Below are 21822 nucleotides of genomic sequence, written 5' to 3'. Positions count from 1 at the left end.
TCCAGGAAACAACAAACAGCGTAAGGCCGATTACTCGGACTTGTTGCCGTTCAGCTGTGCACGCAGCAGCGCGCCCAGCTGGGTGGTGCCGCTGGAAGCCGAAGAGGACTGGTATTCCTCCAGCACTTCGCGCATTTCCGCGTCATCCTTGGCCTTGATCGACAGCTGCAGGGTACGGCCCTTGCGGTCCATGCCCACGAACTTGGCTTCGATCTTGTCGCCGACCTTCAGGTGCTGGGTGGCGTCGTCAACGCGCTCGTTGGCGATGTCGCGAGCCGAAACGTAACCCTCGATGCCGTCAGCCAGCTCGATGATCGCGCCCTTGGCGTCGACTTCCTTCACCACGCCTTCGACCTTGGAGCCCTTCGGATTGGCAGCCATGTACTGGCCGAACGGATCCTGCTCCAGCTGCTTCACGCCCAGGGAGATGCGCTCGCGCTCCGGATCGACAGCCAGGACGACGGCGTCCAGGGTATCGCCCTTCTTGAAGTTGCGAACGACGTCTTCGCCGGTGGTGTTCCAGCTGATGTCGGACAGGTGGACCAGGCCGTCGATGCCGCCGTCCAGGCCGATGAAGATGCCGAAGTCGGTGATCGACTTGATCTGGCCCGACACCTTGTCACCCTTCTTGTGGGTGGCAGCGAAGGTTTCCCACGGATTGGCGGCAACCTGCTTCATGCCCAGCGAGATACGGCGACGCTCTTCATCGACGTCCAGCACCATCACTTCGACTTCATCACCAACCTGGACAACCTTGGACGGGTTGACGTTCTTGTTGGTCCAATCCATCTCGGAGACGTGCACCAGGCCTTCGACGCCCGGCTCGATCTCAACAAATGCACCGTAATCGGTGACGTTGGAGACCTTGCCGAAGACGCGGCTGTTGGCCGGGTAACGACGGCCGATGTTGTCCCACGGATCCTCGCCCAGCTGCTTCAGGCCCAGCGAAACGCGGTTGCGCTCGCGGTCGAACTTCAGCACGCGGACGTCCAGCTCGTCGCCGACGTTCACGACTTCCGACGGGTGACGCACGCGCTTCCACGCCATGTCGGTAATGTGCAGCAGGCCGTCGATACCGCCCAGGTCCACGAACGCGCCGTAATCGGTCAGGTTCTTGACGACACCCTTCAGGATCGCGCCTTCCTGCAGCTTGTCCATCAGCTGCTCGCGCTCTTCCGAGTGCTCGCTTTCGACGACAGCGCGGCGCGAGACCACGACGTTGTTACGCTTGCGGTCCAGCTTGATGAGCTTGAACTCGAGTTCCTTGCCTTCCAGGTAGGCCGGATCGCGCACCGGGCGCACATCGACCAGGGAACCCGGCAGGAAGGCGCGGACATCCTTGATGTCCACGGTGAAACCACCCTTGACCTTGCCGCTGATGCGGCCGGTGATGGTTTCGTTCTTTTCCAACGCTTCTTCCAGCTCGTCCCACACCATCGCGCGCTTGGCCTTCTCGCGCGACAGGACGGTTTCGCCGAAGCCGTTCTCGATCGAGTCGAGGGCGACCTTGACGATGTCGCCTTCGGCGACGTCGATTTCGCCAGCGTCGTTACGGAACTGTTCGATCGGCACGATGCCTTCGGACTTCAGGCCAGCGTTGATCACCACGACGTCGCCGCGGACTTCAACAACGGTACCGCTGACGATGGCGCCCGGCTTCAGCTTGGCCAGGTTGGCCTGGCTGGCTTCAAACAGTTCGGCAAATGATTCGGTCATTAGATTTACTCTGTTGGACACATGGGTCGGTGGCGTCCCCTTCAGGGGAATGGCGACCGCCCGCCTGTTGGTCGACCCCGGAAACGCAGGTCGTGTGTAGTAGGAAAACCGCCACGCATCATTGCGCGACGGAGCTGGTACAGCACTGCTTTGCGCGACCACCACCGATGCAGCTGGCAGTGCTCCCGCGCGAACGGATCAGGCAGCCGGAACCGGAAGCAGATCCATCACTCGGGCAACGACATCATCGATGTCGATGCCTGTGGTGTCGATGAGGACAGCATCGTCTGCCGGCTTCAGGGGCGCCACGGTACGCTGGGCATCACGGGCGTCGCGGGCCATGATCTCGCGCAGGAGGTCATCAAAGTTAACAGAAACCCCCTTGTCTTTCAACTGCTTATGCCGGCGCTCGGCGCGCTCCTCGGCACTGGCGGTCAGGAAGACCTTGTAGGGGGCATCCTTGAAGATCACCGTGCCCATGTCACGGCCGTCGGCGACCAGGCCGGGCAGTTCCCTGAATGCGCGCTGGCGCTCCTTCAGGGCCGCGCGGACCTCGGGAATAGCGGCAATGGCCGAGGCCAGGGCGCCGGTGGTCTCCAGGCGCAGCTCGTCGGTGGCATCGGTGCCATTGACCATGACCCGCATCGACTCGCCCTGTTCAACAAACTGAACATGAGTATCGAAGGTGCAGCGCACCAGGGCCGAGGCGTCGGAGGTGTCGATATCTGCCCAGCTCGCGGCCACGCCCACTGCGCGGTACAGCGCGCCCGAATCCAGGTAATGCCAGCCCATCCGGCGCGCGATGATGCGGCTGATGGTACCCTTGCCGGCCCCGGAAGGGCCGTCGATGGTCAGGATGGGGGCGAGTGGATTCATGGGGTTCCCAGAGCGTGTGAAGGGGTCATTCTAGCCCCTGCCCGGGGCCCCGCGCGGCGACTTTCGCGCAACCACTTGAAACATCGACAAAAAGCCCGGTAGAATGGCGGGCTTGAACGAGCGTCAACTGCCGATTGTCTTTCGCATATCGCGGCCACGCTCCACCCGAACAACTACTGTTTACGCCGAGGTATGCCATGAAAGTCCTGTCCTCCCTGAAGTCGGCGAAGGCCCGTCACCGCGACTGCAAGGTCGTCCGTCGTCGCGGCAAGATCTTCGTCATCTGCAAGTCGAACCCGCGTTTCAAGGCGCGCCAGCGCTAAGCCCAACAGCCCTCGCGGCTGCGGCTGGCCCTACGCGGGGCCGACCCGATGCAAGAAACCGCCTTCGGGCGGTTTTTTGTTTATGCGGCTTTTTCCTGCCGTTTTTGCTGTAATCGCCTTTCTTGACCACTGGGGAGTAGATCGAGATGAAGCGTTACCTGTCCGCCCTGGCCGTGATGGCCACCCTGGCCGCCGCCACGCCGGCGATGGCCGATACCCTGCTTGTCGACCGCGCCCGCGAGAAGCCGGCCGGTGCCCTGCCCGTGCGCGGCCAGAGCATGCAGCAGGTGCAGGCGCAGTTCGGCGCGCCGAGCGAACAGCTGCAGCCGCGTGGCGGGCAGAAGCGGCAATGGCCGACCATCAACCGCTGGGTGTACCCGCAGTTCACCGTCTACTTCGAGAAGCAGAAGGTGATCGACGTGGTGGCCAACCGGGCGGACCCGAACGAAATCGGCCCGAAACCGCCGATCCGCTGATCCCTATGCCCGCCGCGAGCGGGCCTGTGTAGCGAGACCATGAACCAGACCCTTCGTTTTCCTGCCGAGTGGGAAGCCCAGAGCGGCGTCCTGATTGCCTGGCCCACCGCCGACACCGACTGGGCCGACCGCCTGGGCCAGGTGGAAGAGACCTACATTGCCCTGGTCGCGGCCATCACCCGCTTCCAGCCGGTGCTGATCTGCGTGGCCGACGACGATGTGGAGACCTATGCCGAAATGCGGCTGCGCTCCAACCGCATCGACATGGACAAGGTCCACTTCACCACGGCGGCCTACGACGATACCTGGCTGCGCGACTCCGGCCCGATCACCCTGCGCCGCGCCGACGGCGGTTTCCAGCTGCTGGATTTCCGCTTCACCGGCTGGGGCGGCAAGTTCGACGCCACCCTGGATGACCAGCTGGTGGGCGTGCTGGACCAGGCCGGCGTGTTCAATGACGCGCCGGTGCGCAGCATCCCGTTCGCGCTGGAAGGCGGCGGCATCGAAACCGACGGTGAAGGCACCCTGCTGACCACCTGGAAGTGCCTGCACGAGCGCCACCCGGACCGCGACCGCGCCAGCCTGAGCGCCGACCTGGCCGACTGGCTGCAACAGGACCGCGTGCTGTGGCTGGACCACGGCTACCTGGAAGGCGACGACACCGACGCGCATATCGATACTCTCGCCCGCTTCGCTTCGGCTGACAGCATCGTCTACCAGGCCTGCGACGACGAGAGCGACTCGCACTACGCCGAGCTGCAGGCGATGGGCAACGAACTGGCCGCGCTGCGCACCAAGGATGGCCAGCCGTACCGCCTGTTCCCGCTGCCGTGGGCACAGCCGGTGATCGACGAGGGCCGCCGCCTGGCCGCCTCCTATGCCAACTACCTGATCGTCAATGGCGCGGTGCTGATGCCGGCCTACGGCGATCCGGCCGACGACCTGGCCCGCGACGTGCTGGCGCAGGCGCACCCGGGCCGCGAGATCGTGCAGGTCCCCTGCCGCTCGCTGATCTGGCAGAACGGCAGCCTGCACTGCATCACCATGCAGCTGCCGGCAGGGCTGTTGAAGGCGTAAGCGGTAGTGCCGGCCGCTGGCCGGCAACCGTGCACTGCCTGATGGATTCACGGGATTGCCGGCCAGCGGCCGGCACTACCAGCACCCATTCAGCGCGCGACACGCCGTCGCCGTCCATCCGCGCTAACATGCTAGTTTTCCCCCGCAGGAACGCCCCGCATGAACTCGCGCAGCCCCCTTACCGTCGCCCTGGTCCAGGAGCGCAACCACGGTGATGCCGCCGCCAACCTGGCGGTGATCGAAGCACGCGTGGCCGAGGCGGCTGCGCAGGGCGCGAAACTGGTGCTGCTGCAGGAACTGCACAACGGCCCGTACTTCTGCCAGCACGAATCGGTGGACGAGTTCGACCTGGCCGAGCCGATTCCGGGCCCCAGCACCGAGCGCCTGGGCGCGCTGGCCAAGAAGCATGGCGTGGTGCTGGTCGGCTCGCTGTTCGAGCGCCGCGCTGCCGGCCTGTACCACAACACCGCCGTGGTGTTCGAGAAGGACGGTACCCTGCTCGGCAAGTACCGCAAGATGCACATCCCGGATGATCCGGGCTTCTACGAGAAGTTCTACTTCACCCCGGGCGACATCGGCTTCAAGCCGATCGACACGTCGGTGGGTCGCCTTGGCGTACTGGTGTGCTGGGACCAGTGGTACCCGGAAGCGGCGCGCCTGATGGCGCTGGCCGGTGCCGAACTGCTGCTGTACCCGACCGCGATCGGCTGGGACCCGGACGACGTCCAGGACGAGAAGACCCGCCAGCGCGACGCCTGGGTGCTGAGCCACCGCGGCCACGCCGTGGCCAATGGTCTGCCGGTGCTGAGCTGCAACCGCGTCGGCCACGAGGCATCGCCGCTGGGTGCGTCGGGCATCCAGTTCTGGGGCAACAGCCACGTGCTGGGCCCGCAGGGCGAGTTCCTGGCCGAAGCCGGCACTGATGCCACGGTTCTGCTGTGCGATGTCGACCTGCAGCGCAGCGAGCACGTGCGCCGCATCTGGCCGTTCCTGCGCGACCGTCGCATCGACGCGTACAGTGACCTGCTCAAGCGCTACATCGACTGAGCCGGAGCCGCGCATGGCCGTCCTCATCCGTGATGCCGGCCCGGCCGACATCGAGGCGATCACCGCGATCTACGCGGTGGAAGTGACCGACTTCGTCAACACCTACGAGTACGACATCCCGGACGCGACCGAGATGCTGCGCCGCATGCGCGACATCGTCGATCGCGGCTTCCCCTACCTGGTCGCCGTGATCGACGGCCAGGTGGCCGGCTATGCCTATGCCAACACCTACCGCACCCGCGTCGCCTACCAGTGGACCGTGGAAAACTCGGTCTACGTCGATGCCGGCTTCCAGGGCAAGGGCGTCGGCACCGGCCTGCTGCAGGCCCTGATCGACGCCTGCGTGACGCGAGGCTACCGGCAGATGGTGGCGGTGATCGGCGAACCCACCAATACCGCTTCAATCAAGCTGCACGAACGCTTCGGCTTCGAGCTGGTCGGCGTGTTCCGTGGCCTCGGCCGCAAGCACGGCCGCTGGCTGGATACCGTGCAGATGCAGCGCGCGCTCGGCGACGGCGCCGACACCGCACCTTCCAATGAATGAACCCATGACCGAAACCCTTCCCGAGACCGGCGACGATCTGTTCGCTGGCCAGCCGGTGCGCGTCGTCGAACGCGACGGCGTGCGCTACACCCTGCTGGGCACTGCCCACGTTTCGCGTGCCAGCGTCGAGGCGGTGGAGAAAGCCATCGACAGTGGCCGTTTCGATGCGGTGGCCGTCGAGCTTGACCCACAGCGCCTGCAGGCACTGAGTGATCCAGACACGCTGGCCAAGCTCGACCTGGTCGAGGTGATCCGCAAGGGCCGCGTCGCCCTGTTCGCCGCCAACCTGGCCCTGTCCGCCTACCAGCGCCGCCTGGCCGAACAGCTGGACATCGAGCCGGGCGCTGAACTGAAGCGCGCGGTGGAACTGGCGCGTGAACGCGACCTGCCGGTGCAGCTGATCGACCGCGAGGTCGGCCTGACCTTCCGCCGCGCCTCGCAGCGGCTGGGTTTCTTCGGCAAGCTGAAGCTGGTCGCCGGCCTTGGCGCCGGCCTGTTCTCGTCCGAGCAAGTGGGCGAAAACGAGATCGAGAAGCTCAAGCAGGGCGACATGCTGGAGTCGAGCTTCGGCGAGTTCGCCAGTGAGAGCCCGGCACTGTACGAGACCATTATCGGCGAGCGTGACCGCTACATGGCCACGCGCCTGCGCGAGGAACACAACCCGCAGCAGCGTGAAGTGCTGGCCGTTGTCGGTGCGGGTCACCTTGCAGGCCTGGCGCGCTACCTGGAAACCGACACCGAAGCACCGGCGCCGCTGCGTGCCGAACTGGAAGCAGTACCGAAGAAGCGCAACATCCCGTGGTTCACGCTGGGCATCCTGGCCATCGTGGCGACTGGCATCGGCGTGGGCTTCTACCGCGGCGGCCTCGGCGTGGGTACCGAACTGCTGGCGACCTGGGCGATGTATACCGGCGGCCTGGCCGGTCTGGGCTGCCTGCTGGCCGGTGGCCACCCGCTGAGCATCCTCACTGCAATCGCGGTGGCCCCGTTCAAGCCGTTCCGCCTGAGCATCCCGACCGGCGCATTCTCGGCCTTGGTGGAAGCGCGCCTGCGCAAGCCGGCGTATGAGGACTTCCTCAAGCTGCGCGACGATGCGCAGAGCCTGAAGGGCTGGTATCGCAATCGCGTCACCCGCGTGGTGCTGACCTTCATGCTGACCAACATCGGCAGCATGCTCGGCCTGTGGCTGACCACGTTCAAGGTGTGGGGCAAGGTCGCCGGTTGATTGCACGCGCCGCGCCGGGCATGGCCCGGCGCTACTGGCCGCATGGCGTCTGCGCGCGCGACCGGTAGGTGCCAACCTTGGTTGGCACATCATTCACAAGCAAAAAGCCACGCATTGCGTGGCTTTTTTTGTGCCGCGCTTCCGGCCAGTATGATCAATGAAACTTTTCTGAGCCTGGGAGGGCCAGTATGGGAAAAGGTATCAAGATGGCTTCTGCCGTGGACGATCGGAGGAACCGACATACGCTCGAATCACTGCAGAATCGAGCCGAAAATGGTCAGACAATCCCTCCACTTTTCTGCGATGGTGTTGGATGCTCTGCATCCGTCCGTTTCGTCAAACTTGGACTTCGAAATGGACCGCCAGGAAAAGAGCCGGTAGAGCGGGCTGCATACATTGGCCTCACATCAGCCAGAGATTCAGATCACGCGACAAGCTGCAGCTACAACGCAACCGGAAAGCTCAAGCTGATTATCGCCAATCAATCTGATCCTGACTTCTTGTCAAGCCTTGACCAAGGAAAACACGAGCTTCGCTTACAACTGCTACACAACGCACTTGGCAATTTTGATCGATCTATGAAGGCTGGCTACCAGACTGGATCGAAAACTAGAGATGAACACATAAGAACAGACTACATCAGAACTGGTGGAAAGCTAGACGGCTATCTGCGAACTACGATGGACATTCTCAAGCTGCGCGAACGCTGCGAGGAGGATGCTGAACTGAGCGCGACTCTGCTCCTGCGCTTTGGCAATCGCAAAATTCCTTGGCGCCGTTTCTACTTTGAACAAGATCGGTATGAGGACGCTTGGAAAATGCTGAGCAAGGCCGAGCCTTCGGCCCACCCGTTTGCGATAGCCGGCGTCGTGGATCGAATCGGGCTTCCGAACACCAGCTCGAATCAACGAAATACGTTTCTCAATCTGGTTCCGGAAAGGCACAAGGTTGGAACTGACGGGATACAGCTGACGTATGGAGCTAGTATCGGTCACACCGACCAGGAATGGCTCCAGCAGTATCCGCATGGCACTCATGTCATTGCGTTTGGCCTTTGGAGGGCATCAGACCCCCAACAAAGCTCGGTAAGGCGTCTAGACCCTCACGCGCGCGTAAAGGGTTTCCTCAACCATCGGATCACGCTGTTTCCAAAGTTCAAATCACAGTTGATCAAGGTCGAAATGAGTTGAAAAAAAAAGGGGGAGGCCGCCCCACTACGACCGGCCTCCCCCACACCACAACACGTTGTCGCGCGTTATGGTCGAGCAAGCTCGACCACTACACCGCGGTACCCGCGACGACCTCCAGGCCGCGCGCGCGGCGGATCAGCCGCGTCACAGCACTACGCAGGTCATCCAGCACCGCGTAGATGGTCGGCAGGAACAGCAGGCTGACCACGGTCGAGAACGCCAGGCCCCCGGCAATCGCGCGCGCCATCGGCGCGTACTCCGGGCCGTTGCCGAACATCTGCGTATTGGTCAGCGAGATCGGCACCATCGCCAGGATCGCCGTGCCCATGGTCATCATGATCGGGCGTAGGCGCTCGCGGGAGCCTTCAACCAGTGCCTGCGTTCGGCCCATGCCGCCGCGCCGCAGGTTGTTGATGTGCTCGATCATCACGATGCCGTTGTTCACCACCACGCCCATCAACACCAGGATGCCGATGAAGGACATGATTCCGAACGAGGTGCCGGTGATCCAGAACAGCCAGAACACGCCGAAGATCGAGAACAGCACGCCGCTCATGATCGCCGCCGGGAACAGCAGCGACTCGAACACCGCCGCCATCACCACGTAGATCATCACCAGCGCGATCAGCAGGTTGAACACCATCTGCTGCATCGCCTCGTCGTCATTGCCGTAGTCGCCGCCATCGAAGGTGAAGCCATAACCGGCCGGGAAGTTCATCGGCTTGAGCACCGATTCCATCGCCTTGCGGCCATCCGGTGCGGTGACCTTCTCGGCCAGGTTGGCCTTGATGGTCAACGTGGTCTGGCGGTTGGTGCGACCGATCTGGGTGGCCGAAGAACCGACGTCAACGGTGACCAGGCTCAGCAGCGGCACGCTGCGGCCATCGCCGGTACGCACGCTGAAACCGGCCAGGTCTTCCGGGCTGCTCTGCTCGGCACCGGCGAAACGCACCCACACCGGTACTTCATTGTCGCCACGGCGGAACTCGCGCATCGGTGCACCGCGCAGGGCCAGGCCGACGAAGCTGGCCACCTGTTCGGCGTTGAAGCCGAACGCCGCCGCACGCTCGCGGTCGACGCGCACCTTCAGTTCGCCGCCCTTCTCGCCATTGTCGATGCGGACATCGCGCAGCTCGGCACGCTGGGCCAGCAGTGGCACCACTTCCTGGCCGATCTCCTGCAGCATCGAACTGGAATCACCGACCAGCTGCACCTGCACGCCCTGGTTGCCGCCGCCACCGCCATCGCCGCCCTGGTTGCCGACGAAGTAGTCGGTACGCGCCGACTTCGGCAGTCCCTTGCGCAATTCTTCCTGCAGCGACTTGATGTCCTTGGCGTACTTCTCGTCCAGGGTGACCACGGTCGAGCTGCCTTCCTGCTCGCTGTACCAGGAGTACACCTGCTTGACGTGCAGGCGCTCGCGGTTGGCGTCGATCCAGTTCTCCACGCGCGCCACTTCCTCGGACATCTGCCGGTAGGTGTAGGCGCCCTTCCACATGTAGCCGATGAAGATGTCCTTGCCGCCATCGCCGCCGAACATGTCGACCTTGGTCAGCTTCATCGGCACCAGGCTGACCAGCACGACCAGCACGATGCCGAGCAGGCTCCAGCCGCGATGGTGCAGCGACCAGTCCAGAAGCCTGGCGTAGCGGCGTTGCAGCCGCGCGATCAGGCCGGTCTGCGAGTGCACCAGCTTGGGCGTGGCCATGCGCGCGGACAGCATCGGAATGAGGCTGACCGCCACCAGCCACGAGGCCAGCAGCGAGACCGAGATGGTGATCGCGATCTGCGCCATGAAGATGCTGATGTTGTTGGTCTCGCCGAACAGGTTCGGCACGAACACGATGCAGTGGCACAGCGTACCGGCGCTGAGCGCGATGGCCACGTTGCGGGTGCCGATGATCGAGGCCAGCCGCGGCTGCCCGGGCATGCGCTCGCGCTCCTGGTAGATGCTCTCCACCACCACCACGGCGTTGTCGACCAGCATGCCCACCGCCAGCAGCAGGCCCATCATGGTCAGGATGTTCAGCGTCACCCCGACGAAGTACATGAAACCCAGGGTGATGGTGAAGCAGATCGGAATGGCCAGGGTCACCATCAGCGTGGACGGCCAATGGCGCAGGAAGAAGAACAACACGGTGATCGACAGGATCAGGCCCACGGCACCGGCCTCGGCCAGCTCCAGCAGCGAGGAGGTTACCGCCTTGCCCTGGTTGTCGATCACCTTGATCTGCACGTCGCGCATCGACGCTTCGGCACGGATCGCTTCAACCTCGGCCAGCGCCGCGCGCGACACCTCCACCAGGTTGGCACTGCGCTCCTTGAAGATGTCCAGGCCGACCGCCGGGTTGCCGTCCAGGCGGCGCCCGTAGTTCATCCGCGCCGGCTTCAGGCGCACGTCGGCGATGTCGCCCAGGCGCAGCCCCTTGGCGTTGATCACCAGGTCACGCATTTCCTGCAGGTCGGTGATCTCGCCCACCGGCTGCACGCGCACGCGTTGGCCGTTGTCATCGATCTGGCCGGCCGAGATCGAGAAGTTCAGCGTGCGCAGGCGCTCGCTCAGCTCATTAATGCTCAGGCCGTGCGCGTTGAGCCGGTTCGGGTCGATGGCAATCTCGACTTCGTTCGGCGGCGCGCCGGTGATGTCGACGCGGGCCACACCGGGGATACGCTCGATGCGCCGCTTGAACTCGCGGTCGAGCATGTCGTACGCAGTGGTCAGGTCGGTGGTGCTGGCCAGGCGCACCTTCAGCACCGGCTGGTCGCTGCTGGACCACTTGAACACGTTGTAGCGCTGCAGGTCATCGGGCAGGTCGCTGCGGATCGCATCGATGCGCTCGCGTGCATCGGAGGCGGCGATGGCGATGTCGCGGCCCCAGTCGCTGAACTCGATGAAGATCAGCGCTGCCTCGGAGGTGGCCGACGAGCGCATGCGCTTGATGCCGGTCATCGTCGCCAGCGATTCCTCCACCGGGCGGATGATGGTCCGCTCCACTTCCTCCGGCGTCGAACCGGTGTACGGGATCTGCACGAACAGGAACGGCGCGGAGATGTCCGGCAGCGCTTCCAGCGGCAGCCGGAACGAAGCGATCAGGCCGATCACCACCAGTGACACGAAACACATGATGGTGGTGACCGGACGACGGATGGAGAACTCGGCAACACTCATGCCGGTTCCTCCGCGCCCGCCGCACTGCCCGCCGCACCCGGCTCGATCTCACCGGCGTGCTTGCGGCCGCGCTCACGGTAATAGGCATCACCGCGGCGATCCATCAAGTCGTACACCACCGGGATCACCAGCAGGGTCAGCAGGGTCGACACCAGCAGGCCACCGATCACGGTGATCGCCATCGGCGCGCGTACTTCGGCGCCCTCGCCCATCGCCACCGCCAGCGGCAGGAAGCCGAACAGCGTGCATAGTGTGGTCATGATGATCGGCCGCAGGCGCGAGCGCGCACCTTCCACCAGTGCTTCGTGCTTGGCCACGCCGGCCTCGCGCAGCTGGTTGACCTTGTCGATCAGGATGATCGCGTTCTTGGTGACCAGGCCGACCAGCAGGATCAGGCCGATGAACACCACCACCGATATGGGCTTGCCGGTCAGCATCAGTGCCAGGATCGCGCCGACCAGTGCCAGCGGGATGGTGAACAGGATCACGAACGGATGCAGCAGCGACTCGAACTGCGAAGCCATCACCAGGTAGACCAGGAAGATCGCCAGGCCGAAGGCGAAGATCAGCGACTTCGCCGCCTGCGCCAGCTCCTCACCCTGGCCGCCGATATGCAGGCCGACGCCTGCGCCCAGCGGTTGTTCGGCCACCATCTGCTGCACTTCGCGCATGGCGGCGCCCAGATCGATGTCACGCAGGTTGGCCGAGACCACGGCCACGCGGGTCTGGTCGGCGCGATGGATCTCGCTGGGGCCGCTGGTGGCGACCACGTCGGCCACCGCGTCCAGCGTGACCGGGCGGGTGCTGCCCGGATTGACGATCAACCGGCGGATGCTCTCCACGCTGGCACGGTCGCCCTCCTGGGCACGCACCAGCACGTCGATCTTGCGGTCACGGAAGCTGTAGCGGGTCGCTACATCGCCGCGCACCTTCTTCACCACAACATCGGCGATCTGTCGGGTGGTCAGGCCCAGTGCACCGGCACGCTCCTGGTCGAAGCGGATCTGGATTTCCGGGAAGCCCTCTTCCACCGTCGACTTCACGTCAGCGTAGTGCGCATTGCCACGCAGCATCGCCGCCAGGCGCTGGCCAGCCACTTCCAGCGTCGCCATGTCCTGCCCGCGCAGCTCGATTTCCAGCGGCGTGGAGAAGCTGAACAACGCCGGCCGCGCGAAGTCGACCTGTGCGCCCGGATGCTGGCCCATGGTGTCACGCAGGCGCTCGGTGATCTCCGCTTCGGTACGCGCGTTGCCACCGCCTTCCATCACCACGGTCAGCTTGCCGATGTTCTCGCCGCTCTCAGTCGGGCTGGCATCCAGGCGGGTGCCACTGCCACTGACGCCGTACAGCGAGGCGACGCCCTCGCCGTTGCCGTGGGCCAGCTGCAGCTCGCGCACCAGCGCATCGGTCTGCTTCAGCGGCGTGCCGGCCGGCAGCTTCACCGTCATTTCGAAGCGGTCCTGTGCGAGCTGCGGGATCAGGTCGGCACCGAGCATCGGCACCAGCGCCATGGTCGCCCCGAAGATGATCGTGGCCACGCCCAGCACCTTGCCCGGATGGGCCAGCGCGCCCGGCAGCAGGCGCAGGTAGCCGCGCTCGGCACCGGCATAGGGCTTCATCGCCAGGTCGCTGGCCTTGCGCATGACAGGGCCGACCAGCGCCACCACCCCACGCCACGCACGCACGACCAGCCAGGCCAGCGCATAGAAGCTCCAGCGCGCGGTTGCGACGGCACCACGACGGCCCAGTGCCACCGGCTTCTGCCAGCGGTTCTGTGGCTGCCACGGTTCGTTCGGTGCTTCTTCCGGGAACGCCAGCGGCGGCCGTCCCTTCAGCGAGCTGAGCATCGGGATCAGTGTCATCGACACCAGCAGCGAGATCGCAATGGCGATCGCCACGGTCAGTGCCTGGTCGCGGAACAGCTGGCCGGCGATGCCGTCGACGAACACCAGCGGCAGGAACACCGCGATGGTGGTCAGGGTCGAGGCGACCACCGCCATGCTCACTTCGCGGGTACCGGCAATCGCCGCCTGCAGGATGCCGAGGCCGCGCTCGCGGGCCTTGGCGATGCTCTCCAGCACCACGATCGAATCGTCCACCACCAGGCCGGTGGCCAGTGCCAGGCCGCCCAGCGACATCACGTTCAGGCTCAGGCCGAGCTGGCCCATGAAGAAGAACGTGGCGATGATCGAGACCGGCAGCGACAGGCTGATCACGAACGTGCTCCAGCCATCACGCAGGAACAGGAAGATGATCAGGATCGCCAGCAGGCCGCCGATCACTGCATCCTTCTTGACGTCGGCGATGGCGTGCTCGATGAAGCGCGACTGGTCCTCGATGGTGGTCATCTCGACATCGGAGGGGAACGTGCCCTTGATCTGCTCCAGGCGCTTGCGCAGCGCTTCGGCGGTGGACACGGTGTTGGCATCGCCTTCCTTGTAGATGGCCAGCTCAACCGACTCCTTGCCGCCCAGGCGGATCACCGCTTCGCGTTCCTTGTAGCCCTGGCGCACGGTGGCCACATCCTTCAGGCGCACCGGCACACCGTTGGCGACCACGCTGGAGCCACCGCCGGAGGACGCGCTCTGCGCCGCCGAGGCCGCCGCGATGGCGGCCGCCGAACCGGTCGATGCGGCGATGTTGAACATCTGCTGCAGCGCCGAGTCGGCCGCGCTCCCATTGGCGGCCTGGGTGGTGACCAGCAGGTTGCGGATCTCCTCCAGGTCGGCGAACTGGTTGACGGTGCGCACCAGGAAGCGCTGCGAACCCTCCTCCAGGCGACCGCCGGAGATGTTGATGTTCTCGTCCTTCAGGCGCTTGATGACGGTGTCGATCGGCAGGTTCAGCTGCGCCAGCTTCTGCTGGTCGATGTCGACCTGGATCTCGTCTTCCAGGCCGCCGCCCACCTTCACTGCAGCCACGCCGGTGACCGGCTCCAGCTTCTTTTTCAGGTCTTCATCGGCATAGCGGCGCAGGCCGGTCAGCTCGCGGATCGCATCGGCATCGGTGGCCGGCACGTCCTTGCTCGACAGCACCAGGCGCATGATCGGCTCGGTGGACGGATTGAAGCGCAGCAGCACCGGGGCCTTGGCCTCCAGTGGCAGGTTCAGCGCTTCCATCTTGTCGCGCACCTCCAGGCTGGCCTGGTCCATGTTGGTGCCCCAGGCAAACTCCAGCACCACATCGCTCTGGCCGGTGCGCGAGACCGACTTCAGCTTGCGCAGGTTCTTGACCACGCCGACCGCTTCTTCGACCGGCTGGGTGATCAGGGTTTCGATTTCGGTCGGCGCCGCACCGGTATACTCGGTGCGCACGGTCAGCGTCGGGTAGCTCAGGTCAGGCAGCAGGTTGACCTTGAGGTTGCCCAGCGCGATCAGCCCGAACAGCAGCAGGGTGACCGTGCACATGGCGATGGTCACGCGGCGGCGGGTGGCGAACTCCACCAGCCCGCCGCGCATGCCGGCGGCGGCGCCGTCGCTCGCCGGCGAGGCACCGTGGTCGTGGCCCGGGGCGGTCATTGCTTGCTCCCGGCCTTGTCTGCCGGCTTGGCGGCCGCTGCGACCGTCTTCGCCTTTGCCTTCGGATCAGCGATCACCTGCACCGCGGTACCGTCGCGCAGCGCGACCTTGCCGGCGGTGACCACCTGATCACCGGCCGCCAGGCCATCACGGATCTCCACCCACGGGCCCTCGGCGTAACCCAGCTTGACCGGAACGCGTGCGACCTTGCCTTCGCGCACCCGGAACACCGCCGGCTCACCGTCGTCGAGCAGCGCCAGGCGCGGCACCACAAGCGCATCGGCACGCTGGTCGTAATCGATGCGGATGCGCCCGAACATGCCGGGCTGCAGCGCATGGGCGGCGCCGTCGAAGGCACTGACCACGCGAAACGTGCCGCTGCCCGAATCCACCACCGGCGCGATGCGATCGACGGTACCGGTGAAGCTCTGGCCCGGCAGCGCATCGGCGGCCAACGTTACCGGCTGGCCGGCACGCAGCGTGGCCAGTTCGCGCTCGGGCACGTTGAGGGTGGCTTCCAGGCGCGAGTTGTCGACGATGCGGAAGATCGGCGTGTTGATCTGCACGAAGTTGCCGGTCTTGATCGAGCGCGAGGCGATCACGCCGGAGATCGGTGCCACCACCGTGGTGTAGGACAGTTCCAGCGTGGCCAGGCGGTACTGCGCACGGACGTTTTCCAGGTCGTAGCGCAGCTGGTCAACGCTGGCCGCACTGACCAGCTGCTGGACGACCAGCTTCTGTGCACGCTGGTAGTCGTTTTCCAGCTTGCGCATCTGCGCTTCGCTCTGGGCAACGGCCAGGCGTGCGCGATCCGGGTCCAGGCGTACCAGCGGCTGGCCAGCGGTCACCCGCTGGCCTTCCTCGACCAGCACCGCCAGCGCCACGCCGGAGGTCTTGGCGACTACCTGCGATTCGGCGCGCGGCTCCAGCGCAGCGGTTCCGGTGTAGCTGGCCGCGACCGCACGGTGGCTGGCCACCGCCACTTCGACCGGCACCGCGTCGACCTTCTTCTCCTCCTTGGTCTCGGCGGCCTTGGCTTCGGAATTGGGCCCTGCGGCGCAACCGCCCAGCAGCAGGGAGGTGGAGATCAGCAGTGCGGCGGCACAGATTCCGCTGCGACGGCCGGACAGGAAGGTTGGGTGCGACATCGTCAGGTCCCTGGAGGATGCGTGGACAGGTGTGGTAGCAAAGTAATGCACCACTTCACGGCCACACCATATCCCAAAGGTCATGGTGCCTTCACGCCATCGGTCGGACCGACCCCATTTCAGCTAGATGAAACCTGAGGCTATACTCGGGTCGTTCCGTACCCCACGCCGGAACGACCAGACCCGAATCCCCGGAAACGACACCATGCGCCCGCAGCCGCTCGCCGCTTGTCTCGCTCTGGCCGTCCTCCTGCCCCTTGGGGCCGCCGCACAGCCCGCTCCTGCTCCTGCCACACCCGCTCCGGCCCCGGCTGCTGCCGCTGCGCCGGCGCCTGCCGCGCCCACCGGCAACTTCGACAATGGCCGCGTGCTGGCCTACACCTGCCAGGGGTGCCACGGCATCACCGGCTACAAGAACGCCTACCCCAGCTACCGGGTGCCGAAGATCGGCGGCCAGACCCAGCAGTACCTGGCCCAGGCCCTGACCGAGTACCGCCAGGGCAAGCGCCGGCATCCGACGATGCAGGCGCAGTCGATGAGCTTCAGCGAACAGGAGATCGCCGATCTCTCTGTTTACCTGTCCACCGTCAAGTAAGGCCCGCCCATGTCGAAAGCCGCGCATCCGATGCGTCATGCCATCGCCCTGTCCGTTGCCCTGCTGCTGGCCGCCTGTTCGCAGTCGCAGGTGGAAAACAGCGAGAAATCCGCCGCCGACCCGGGCCATGCCAGCGGCGAACACGGCTCTTCCTCTTCGGCTGGCCTGCCCGCAGGCCGCGAGGCCGCCGGCGAAGCCCGCGCCAAGGTGAAGGGCAAGGCCACCAACCAGAGCTGCATCGACTGCCACGGGGCCGACGGCAATGCGCCGATCGACCCGACCTATCCGAAGCTGGGTGGGCAGTACGGCGACTACCTGGCGCACGCGCTGCAGGCCTACCGCGCCGGTGACCGCCAGCACATGCTGATGACGCCGCAGGCGAAGGACCTGAGCGATCAGGACATCGCCGATCTGGCGGCGTATTTCGGCAGCCGGCCGAGCCAGCTGCGGGACCTGCACGGGGTCAAATAACCCCCAGCCCCCCGGTGGGTGCGGAATCCGCCTTGGTGGGTGCGGACCTTGGTCCGCACGGATGCCGCCATCCACGCATGGCGTGGATCTACCGGGCATTGGCTCCGGTAGGTGCGGACCGTTGGTCCGCACGAACCCGGCAAACTCAGCCTTCCAGCTCTTCCCAGCGCGCGTACGCGGCATCCAGCTCGGCCTGCACCTTGGCCAGCTGCTGGGTGTGCGCGGTCACTTCGGCGCTGCTGCGGGTGTAGAACGACGGGTCGTTCATCGCCGAGGTCAGCCCTTCGACATCGCCTTCCAGCTTTTCGATGGTCTTCGGCAGCTGCTCCAGTTCGCGTGCTTCCTTGTAGGCCAGCTTGCGCTTGGGTGCCGCCTGAGCAGCTGCCGGCGCGGCAGGTGCAGCGACCGCCGGCTTGGCCGCAGGGGCCGCGGCAGGCGCTGCGATGCTGGCCGCATAACGCTGCCAGTCGCTGTAACCACCCACGTACTCGCCGATCACGCCATCGCCTTCCATCACCAGCGTGGAGGTCACCACGTTGTCGATGAAGTCACGATCGTGGCTGACCAGCAGCAGGGTGCCGGTGTACTCGCCCAGCAGCTCTTCCAGCAGCTCCAGGGTTTCCACGTCCAGGTCGTTGGTCGGTTCGTCCATCACCAGCAGGTTGGACGGCTGCGCGAACAGCTTGGCCAGCAGCAGGCGGTTGCGCTCGCCGCCGGACAGGCGGGTGATCGGCGCGCGCGCGCGTTCCGGGGTGAACATGAAGTCCTGCAGGTAGGCATGCACGTGCTTGCGCTTGCCGTTGAACTCGAGGAAATCGCGGCCTTCGGCCACGTTCTCGATCGCGCTCCAGTCCTCGCGCAGCACCGCACGGTACTGGTCGAAGTAGGCGATCTGCAGGTTGGTGCCGGCGTTGACCTCACCCTTGGCCGGCTGCAGCTCGCCCAGCAGCAGCTTCAGCAGCGTGGTCTTGCCGCTGCCGTTGGGGCCGATCAGGCCGATGCGGTCGCCACGCAGGATGGTGGTGGTGAAGTCGCGGACCATGGTGCGCTCGCCGAAGGCGAACGAAATGTCCTTGACGTCGATGACCTTCTTGCCGGAGCTGACGCCCTGCGCGGCTTCCATCTTGACGTTGCCACTGAGATCGCGGCGCTGCGAACGCTCGGTGCGCATCGCCTTCAGGCGGCGCACGCGGCCTTCGTCGCGGGTACGACGGGCCTTGATGCCCTGGCGGATCCACACTTCTTCCTGCGCCAGCAGCTTGTCAAAGCGCGCGTTTTCCTGCGCCTGCGCGTTGAGGCGTTCCTCGCGACGGCGCTCGTAGTTGGCCCAGTCGCCCGGCCAGCTGGTGACCTGGCCGCGGTCGATCTCGACGATGCGGGTGGCCAGTGCGCGCAGGAAGCGGCGGTCATGGGTGACGAACACCACGCTGCCGCTCCAGCCCTTCAGGAACGCTTCGAGCCAGTCGATGGCTTCGATGTCCAGATGGTTGGTCGGTTCGTCCAGCAGCAGCACATCCGGGCTGGAGACCAGTGCACGGGCGAGCAGCACGCGGCGTTTCATGCCGCCGGACAGGCGGCCGAACTCGGCCTCGCCGTCGAGGTCGAGCTTGGTCAGGGTTTCGCTGACGCGCTGGTCCAGGCCCCAGCCGTTGGCGGCGTCGATCTTGGCCTGCACGTTGCCCAGCGCTTCGCCGTCGAACACCTCGGCGTGGCTGAGGTGGTGGAATTCGGCCAGCCACTGGCCCAGTTCGCCCAGGCCATCGGCGACGACGTCGAACACCGAGCCGGCGGCGCCGTGCGGCACCTCCTGCTCCAGGCGGGTGACGCGCACGCCCTGCTGCACGCGGACTTCGCCGTCATCGGGCTTGTGGTCGCCGGACAGCAGCTTGAGCAGGGTGGATTTGCCGGCGCCGTTGCGGCCGATCAGGGCGATGCGTTCGCCCGGCTCGATCGACAGTTCGGCCTTTTCCAGCAACAACGGGCCGCCGACGCTGAAGTCGACGTTCTGCAGAGTAATCAGAGGCATCCGCATATTGTACGGGTTGGGGGCGTCGGCCGGGTTGCACCCGGCACCCGCAGAGGCAACGGCCGCAGCCAAAGCAACGTCAAAAGCTGGTTTCCTGTGGGATGGCGGGATGGGTCCGGTTGCGGGGGACGCTGCAAGTACGTCCATGTAAGCTCGGTCGCCGCATCCATGCGGCTCACGCCCCCGCAACCGGACCCACCCCGCCTTCGACAATTTCCTGCGATCTGCCGTGACGGCATTCTGCTCTGGTGGGTGTCGACCTTGGTCGACACATGGGAATCTGATGGCTTACCCCACGTCCCCCAACAACGCCTGCAGGCCCGGCAGCCATTGCTTGCCCGGGTGGCGTACCAGCCACAGGGTGCGCTGCAGGTCGGGTAGCGGGGTCTCGAGTACGCGCAGGCGGCCCAGGGCCAGCGGCTCCTCCAGCGCATGACGCGAAAGACAGGCCAGGCCGAGGCCGGCGATGGCCGCCTGCTTGATCGCTTCGGTATTGCCCAGCTGCAGGGTCTGCGCGAAGCCACGCAGGTGCGGCAGCAGCGCTTGTTCAACCGCCTCGCGGGTGCCGGAGCCGGGTTCGCGCAGCAGCCAGCGTGCGCGGCGCAGTTCGTCCTGCGTCCAGCGGGCGGGGACATCGGCGGCAGCCACGATCACCAGCGGGTCCTGCTGCCAGGCGGTGACCTGCAGGCCACGCTCGTGGCACGGGCCTTCGATCAGGCCGGCGTCCACATCCAGGCGCTGCACGGCGGCGACCACGCCAGCACTGTTGTCGATGCGCAGGTCGACCTCGGCCTGCGGCGCCTGGCGCAACAGCTCGGCGATGCGCGGTGGCAGCAGGTAGTTGCCGATGGTGGTACTGGCCGCCAGCACCAGCCGCAGCGGTGCGCCCTGCGCCGGGTCGCCGCCCGCGGCCAGCTGCCGCTCCAGGTCGGCGGCGTTGACCAGCAGCGTGCGCGCCGGCTCCAGCAACGCCCGGCCATGCCCGTTCAGGGCCAGGCGGCGGCCGATGCGGTCGAACAGCGGGGTGCCGAAGTGCGCCTCCAGCTCATGCAGGGCAGCACTGCTGGCCGACTGCGATAGCGCGATGGCCTGGCCAGCGGCGGTGGTGCTGCCGTGATCGGCGATGGCGACGAAGACCTGAAGCTGGCGCAGGGTCAGGCGCATGGAAAATACCCGTTTTATAGGTAGGTTTCAACAATATTATTCGTTTTACAGGTAATTCTGGTAGGCGCACGCTTGCGCCATCCCTCCAGTCCTGTCCCGCCATGAACGCCCCCGCCCTCTCCCCCTGGTCCCTGTCCGCCCTGCGCCAGCGCTGGCAGCCGCGCCTGCCCGGCCTGCTGCTGGTCGGCCTGGTCGCGGCGGCGTCGCTGTACCTGGCCGAGCTGCCCTGGCTGCAGGCGCATGGCCTGAGCGCACTGACCGTGGCCATCGTGGCCGGCATCGTGGTCGGCAACACCTTCTATCCGCGGCTGGCACCGAGCAGCGCGGCCGGTGTTGGTTTCTCCAAGCACTGGCTGCTGCGCGCCGGCATCGTGCTGTACGGCCTGCGCCTGACCTTCCAGGACATCGGCCATGTCGGTGTCAGCGGCGTGCTGATGGACGTGCTGGTGGTGGCCAGCACCTTCGGCCTGGCCTGCTGGCTGGGCGTGCGCGTGTTCAAGATGGAACGCGAGGCGGCGATGCTGATCGGCGCCGGCAGCGCAATCTGCGGCGCAGCGGCCGTAATGGCCGCCGAACCGGTGGTGCGTGGCCGTGCGGCGCAGGTCACGGTGGCGGTCTCTACGGTGGTGGTGTTCGGCACGCTGGCGATGTTCCTGTATCCGGCGTTGTATGCACTGGTTCAGTCACACGGCTGGCTGGCAATGGACGCACGGCAGTACGGCCTGTTCACCGGTGCGACGGTGCATGAAGTGGCGCAGGTAGTGGCCGCCGGCCGTGCGGTGAACGAAGCCGCCGCCGATACCGCGGTGATCACCAAGATGGTGCGGGTGATGCTGCTGGCGCCGTTCCTGATCGCGCTGTCGCTGTGGCTGGCGCGTGGCGGCAAGGCCAGCACCGACGGCAACACGGCGCGCATCGTGGTGCCGTGGTTCGCGTTCGGTTTCGTGGCAGTGGCCGGTTTCAATTCGCTGCATCTGCTGCCGGCCGGCCTGCAGGCGGCGCTGGTGCAGCTGGATACCGTACTGCTGGCGATGGCGATGGCCGCGCTGGGCCTGACCACCCACGTCTCGGCGCTGCGCCAGGCGGGCCTGAAGCCGCTGCTGCTGGCGCTGATCCTGTTCGCCTGGCTGCTGTTCGGTGGCCTGGCGATTCATCAGGGCGTGCTGGCGTTGCTGGGGTGAGGGCAGTGCCGACCAACGGTCGGCACCCACCAAAGGGGGGCGGTCGGCACCCACCCGTAGATCCACGCCATGCGTG

17 protein-coding genes are annotated in these 21822 nt (G+C 65.8%); 10 read left to right on the top strand and 7 right to left on the bottom strand.

What is annotated here, in order from left to right; translation table 11 throughout:
- Window positions 1-30: 30 nt before the first annotated feature.
- Together rpsA and cmk are read right to left on the bottom strand one after the other, a co-directional pair.
- Window positions 31-1716, bottom strand: a complete 1686-nt coding sequence (rpsA, locus tag ACZK29_RS08780; protein ID WP_005409285.1) for a 30S ribosomal protein S1 — start codon at window positions 1714-1716, stop codon at window positions 31-33.
- Between the two features lie 198 nt (window positions 1717-1914).
- The gene (gene cmk / locus ACZK29_RS08775) at window positions 1915-2592 is read right to left on the bottom strand and encodes a (d)CMP kinase (protein WP_478446917.1); all 678 of its coding nucleotides are present in this window, start codon (window positions 2590-2592) and stop codon (window positions 1915-1917) included.
- 197 nt (window positions 2593-2789) lie between these two features.
- On the opposite strand from cmk, the gene ykgO reads away from it, so the two are divergent.
- The 7 genes from ykgO (at window position 2790) to ACZK29_RS08740 (ending at window position 8474) form a co-directional block, all read left to right on the top strand.
- Window positions 2790-2915 carry a type B 50S ribosomal protein L36 gene (gene ykgO, locus ACZK29_RS08770; protein WP_005409283.1) on the top strand — a complete coding sequence of 42 codons (126 nt, stop codon included), beginning with the start codon at window positions 2790-2792 and terminating at the stop codon, window positions 2913-2915.
- A 176-nt stretch (window positions 2916-3091) separates the two neighbouring features.
- Window positions 3092-3391: a hypothetical protein gene (locus ACZK29_RS08765; RefSeq protein WP_239503995.1), complete on the top strand. Its 300-nt coding sequence runs from the start codon at window positions 3092-3094 to the stop codon at window positions 3389-3391.
- A gap of 39 nt (window positions 3392-3430) precedes the next feature.
- On the top strand, window positions 3431-4468 hold the full coding sequence (locus tag ACZK29_RS08760) for an agmatine deiminase family protein (RefSeq protein ID WP_032130076.1): 1038 nt from the start codon (window positions 3431-3433) through the stop codon (window positions 4466-4468).
- Window positions 4469-4627: 159 nt separating this feature from the next.
- A complete protein-coding gene (locus ACZK29_RS08755) occupies window positions 4628-5515 on the top strand; it encodes a carbon-nitrogen hydrolase (protein ID WP_099523474.1) in 888 nt (295 codons plus the stop codon).
- Between the two features lie 13 nt (window positions 5516-5528).
- Window positions 5529-6059, top strand: coding sequence for a GNAT family N-acetyltransferase (locus tag ACZK29_RS08750; RefSeq protein ID WP_459047591.1), 531 nt, complete (start codon window positions 5529-5531; stop codon window positions 6057-6059).
- 4 nt (window positions 6060-6063) lie between these two features.
- Window positions 6064-7284: a TraB/GumN family protein gene (locus ACZK29_RS08745; protein WP_478446916.1), complete on the top strand. Its 1221-nt coding sequence runs from the start codon at window positions 6064-6066 to the stop codon at window positions 7282-7284.
- Window positions 7285-7490: 206 nt separating this feature from the next.
- Window positions 7491-8474 carry a hypothetical protein gene (locus tag ACZK29_RS08740; RefSeq protein ID WP_478446915.1) on the top strand — a complete coding sequence of 328 codons (984 nt, stop codon included), beginning with the start codon at window positions 7491-7493 and terminating at the stop codon, window positions 8472-8474.
- A gap of 88 nt (window positions 8475-8562) precedes the next feature.
- Here ACZK29_RS08740 and ACZK29_RS08735 read toward each other — a convergent pair whose 3' ends face one another.
- From ACZK29_RS08735 to ACZK29_RS08725, 3 genes are read right to left on the bottom strand one after another with little or no spacing between them, the layout of a single operon-like run.
- The gene (locus tag ACZK29_RS08735; RefSeq protein WP_478446914.1) at window positions 8563-11643 is read right to left on the bottom strand and encodes an efflux RND transporter permease subunit; all 3081 of its coding nucleotides are present in this window, start codon (window positions 11641-11643) and stop codon (window positions 8563-8565) included.
- A complete protein-coding gene (locus ACZK29_RS08730; RefSeq protein WP_478446913.1) occupies window positions 11640-15161 on the bottom strand; it encodes an efflux RND transporter permease subunit in 3522 nt (1173 codons plus the stop codon). The genes ACZK29_RS08735 and ACZK29_RS08730 overlap by 4 nt, the downstream gene beginning before the upstream one ends.
- A complete protein-coding gene (locus ACZK29_RS08725) occupies window positions 15158-16309 on the bottom strand; it encodes an efflux RND transporter periplasmic adaptor subunit (RefSeq protein WP_010484552.1) in 1152 nt (383 codons plus the stop codon). Before ACZK29_RS08725 ends, ACZK29_RS08730 begins: the two co-directional genes overlap by 4 nt.
- A gap of 205 nt (window positions 16310-16514) precedes the next feature.
- Between ACZK29_RS08725 and ACZK29_RS08720 the strand changes: the two genes are divergently transcribed.
- Window positions 16515-16904, top strand: coding sequence for a c-type cytochrome (locus ACZK29_RS08720; RefSeq protein WP_111112400.1), 390 nt, complete (start codon window positions 16515-16517; stop codon window positions 16902-16904).
- Between the two features lie 9 nt (window positions 16905-16913).
- Window positions 16914-17375, top strand: a complete 462-nt coding sequence (locus ACZK29_RS08715; protein WP_019661289.1) for a c-type cytochrome — start codon at window positions 16914-16916, stop codon at window positions 17373-17375.
- A 145-nt stretch (window positions 17376-17520) separates the two neighbouring features.
- Here ACZK29_RS08715 and ACZK29_RS08710 read toward each other — a convergent pair whose 3' ends face one another.
- Window positions 17521-19401 (bottom strand): ATP-binding cassette domain-containing protein, encoded by a 1881-nt coding sequence (locus tag ACZK29_RS08710; RefSeq protein ID WP_111112401.1) that lies wholly within the window; start codon window positions 19399-19401, stop codon window positions 17521-17523.
- A 288-nt stretch (window positions 19402-19689) separates the two neighbouring features.
- Window positions 19690-20565: a LysR substrate-binding domain-containing protein gene (locus ACZK29_RS08705; RefSeq protein WP_164146930.1), complete on the bottom strand. Its 876-nt coding sequence runs from the start codon at window positions 20563-20565 to the stop codon at window positions 19690-19692.
- A 101-nt stretch (window positions 20566-20666) separates the two neighbouring features.
- Between ACZK29_RS08705 and ACZK29_RS08700 the strand changes: the two genes are divergently transcribed.
- Window positions 20667-21746, top strand: coding sequence for a YeiH family protein (locus ACZK29_RS08700; protein WP_478446912.1), 1080 nt, complete (start codon window positions 20667-20669; stop codon window positions 21744-21746).
- Window positions 21747-21822 lie beyond the last annotated feature (76 nt).

It is taken from the genome of Stenotrophomonas sp. 89682_Sma (assembly GCF_056481405.1).
The sequence above is the reverse complement of the archived record's forward strand: the minus strand, read 5'-3'. Positions and strand labels throughout refer to the sequence as shown.

What these genes read in the sequence shown, in the direction of transcription:
- rpsA (WP_005409285.1), bottom strand. Translation starts at nt 1,716, where the DNA reads ATGACCGAATCATTTGCCGAACTGTTTGAAGCCAGCCAGGCCAACCTG.
- cmk (WP_478446917.1), bottom strand. Translation starts at nt 2,592, where the DNA reads ATGAATCCACTCGCCCCCATCCTGACCATCGACGGCCCTTCCGGGGCC.
- ykgO (WP_005409283.1), top strand. Translation starts at nt 2,790, where the DNA reads ATGAAAGTCCTGTCCTCCCTGAAGTCGGCGAAGGCCCGTCACCGCGAC.
- ACZK29_RS08765 (WP_239503995.1), top strand. Translation starts at nt 3,092, where the DNA reads ATGGCCACCCTGGCCGCCGCCACGCCGGCGATGGCCGATACCCTGCTT.
- ACZK29_RS08760 (WP_032130076.1), top strand. Translation starts at nt 3,431, where the DNA reads ATGAACCAGACCCTTCGTTTTCCTGCCGAGTGGGAAGCCCAGAGCGGC.
- ACZK29_RS08755 (WP_099523474.1), top strand. Translation starts at nt 4,628, where the DNA reads ATGAACTCGCGCAGCCCCCTTACCGTCGCCCTGGTCCAGGAGCGCAAC.
- ACZK29_RS08750 (WP_459047591.1), top strand. Translation starts at nt 5,529, where the DNA reads ATGGCCGTCCTCATCCGTGATGCCGGCCCGGCCGACATCGAGGCGATC.
- ACZK29_RS08745 (WP_478446916.1), top strand. Translation starts at nt 6,064, where the DNA reads ATGACCGAAACCCTTCCCGAGACCGGCGACGATCTGTTCGCTGGCCAG.
- ACZK29_RS08740 (WP_478446915.1), top strand. Translation starts at nt 7,491, where the DNA reads ATGGCTTCTGCCGTGGACGATCGGAGGAACCGACATACGCTCGAATCA.
- ACZK29_RS08735 (WP_478446914.1), bottom strand. Translation starts at nt 11,643, where the DNA reads ATGAGTGTTGCCGAGTTCTCCATCCGTCGTCCGGTCACCACCATCATG.
- ACZK29_RS08730 (WP_478446913.1), bottom strand. Translation starts at nt 15,161, where the DNA reads ATGACCGCCCCGGGCCACGACCACGGTGCCTCGCCGGCGAGCGACGGC.
- ACZK29_RS08725 (WP_010484552.1), bottom strand. Translation starts at nt 16,309, where the DNA reads ATGTCGCACCCAACCTTCCTGTCCGGCCGTCGCAGCGGAATCTGTGCC.
- ACZK29_RS08720 (WP_111112400.1), top strand. Translation starts at nt 16,515, where the DNA reads ATGCGCCCGCAGCCGCTCGCCGCTTGTCTCGCTCTGGCCGTCCTCCTG.
- ACZK29_RS08715 (WP_019661289.1), top strand. Translation starts at nt 16,914, where the DNA reads ATGTCGAAAGCCGCGCATCCGATGCGTCATGCCATCGCCCTGTCCGTT.
- ACZK29_RS08710 (WP_111112401.1), bottom strand. Translation starts at nt 19,401, where the DNA reads ATGCCTCTGATTACTCTGCAGAACGTCGACTTCAGCGTCGGCGGCCCG.
- ACZK29_RS08705 (WP_164146930.1), bottom strand. Translation starts at nt 20,565, where the DNA reads ATGCGCCTGACCCTGCGCCAGCTTCAGGTCTTCGTCGCCATCGCCGAT.
- ACZK29_RS08700 (WP_478446912.1), top strand. Translation starts at nt 20,667, where the DNA reads ATGAACGCCCCCGCCCTCTCCCCCTGGTCCCTGTCCGCCCTGCGCCAG.